General features: G+C 35.0%; 1 protein-coding gene and 1 pseudogene. One reads left to right on the top strand and one right to left on the bottom strand.

Going from position 1 to position 1,951, the window contains the following annotated elements; genetic code table 11:
* A partial coding sequence (locus tag ABJD66_RS00020) for an acetate--CoA ligase (protein WP_348126785.1) occupies positions 1-1,315 on the top strand: 1,315 nt, incomplete at its 5' end.
* Positions 1,316-1,362: 47 nt separating this feature from the next.
* Here ABJD66_RS00020 and ABJD66_RS00015 read toward each other — a convergent pair.
* A pseudogene (locus ABJD66_RS00015) lies at positions 1,363-1,951 on the bottom strand (divalent metal cation transporter); the annotation flags it as partial.

The raw sequence follows: 1,951 nt of genomic DNA, 5'->3' as shown, positions 1-1,951 counted from the left end.
TGGTGTAAAAACAGTATTAGTAGCCAAGCGTACCAATGCAGAAGTAAAAATGAAAGAGGGGCGTGATAAATGGTTACAGCCACTTTTAGACGAAGCATACGGGGATTGTGTTGCAGAAGTTATGGATGCCGAAGATCCTTTATTTATTTTATATACATCTGGCTCTACAGGCACTCCAAAAGGTATGGTGCATACTACAGGTGGCTATATGGTATATACGGCGTATACATTTAAAAATATTTTTCAGTATAAAGAGAATGATGTTTACTGGTGTACCGCAGATATAGGTTGGATTACAGGGCACTCTTACATTGTGTATGGTCCTTTGGCTAACGGAGCAACTACGGTAATGTTTGAGGGTGTGCCTTCTTATCCAGATTTTGGCCGCTTTTGGGAAGTAATAGAGAAACATAAAGTAACTCAGTTTTATACTGCACCTACTGCTATTAGAGCTTTGGCAAAAGAGAATATAGATTTTGTAGAAAATCACGACCTATCTTCTTTAAAAGTATTAGGTTCTGTTGGTGAGCCTATTAACGAAGAGGCTTGGCATTGGTATAATAGTAATGTTGGTAAAAATAATAGTCCTATTGTAGATACTTGGTGGCAAACAGAAACAGGCGGAATTATGATTTCTCCTATACCTTATGTTACACCAACAACACCTACATACGCAACGTTACCTTTTATTGGTATACAACCTGCCTTAATGGATGAAAACGCACAAGAGTTAAAGGGCAACCAGGTAGAGGGGCGTTTATGTATTAAATTTCCGTGGCCTTCTATTGCAAGAACAATTTGGGGTAATCATGAAAGGTACAGAGACACTTATTTTTCGGCTTATAAAGACAAATATTTTACGGGTGATGGTGCTTTAAGAGATGGTGTTGGTTATTACAGAATAACAGGTCGTGTAGATGATGTTATTATTGTATCTGGACATAATTTAGGTACTGCACCTATAGAAGATACCATTAACGAGCATCCAGCTGTAGCAGAGTCTGCAATTGTTGGGTTTCCACATGATGTTAAAGGAAATGCTTTGTATGGTTATGTTATTTTAAAGGAATTTGGAGAAACTAGAGATAGAGATAATTTGCGAAAAGAGATTAATCAGCAAATAACAGAACATATTGGACCTATTGCTAAATTAGATAAAATACAGTTTGTAACTGGTTTGCCTAAAACAAGGAGTGGTAAAATTATGCGTCGTATTTTGCGTAAAATAGCTTCTAATGACACAGATAATTTAGGTGATATTAGTACGTTGTTAAATCCAGAAATTGTTCAGGAAATTATGGACAACTCTCTTTAAATAAAAGAATAAATTCTAAAGGCCGATTTTATATAAGTCGGTCTTTTTTATGCAATAATTTCTATGTAGCAGTAATAAATTGCAAATAAGCTTAGGAATAAAATACCTGCATACGTAAGTAGCTGTAGCCATTTTTTAGGTCTGTCTTCTTTAGCAACGTCGTTACTCATTACATTTTTTAAATTCATATAACCAACAACGGGAGCTACAATAAAAGATACAAAAGTAGCTAAGGCAACAACCTTACCCATATTAGAATTAAAAAAGATTATAACGGCTAAGTTTACAATGGTTAATACTATTACAGCTAAGGTAAAGTAAGATTTACTTTGTGGTTTTGTTTCTTCAGTTATGGTAATTGGTGTGCTTTTTAGCTTCTGTATAACATCTATACTAACTCTTGCAATAGCATCGTGTGCTGTCATACAAGAGCTAAACATTGTGGCAAAAGCGGCTGTAGACACAAAAATAGTTGTCCACTCTCCAATATGTACCGTAAATAAATTTATTAGCTGGTCTGCAAAACCAACAGCACTACTACTCATTTTAGTATTTGTGCCGTAAAGAGATAAGCAACCAATGGTCATAAAGAAAAAAGCAAGTATAGCTGTAACTATATATCCAAAGTTAAATTCT

It is taken from the genome of Cellulophaga sp. (assembly GCF_039943695.1).
Taxonomy (GTDB): Bacteria; Bacteroidota; Bacteroidia; order Flavobacteriales; family Flavobacteriaceae; genus Cellulophaga.
Note: the sequence above shows the minus strand (reverse complement) of the source record. Positions and strands in the feature narration are given on the sequence as shown.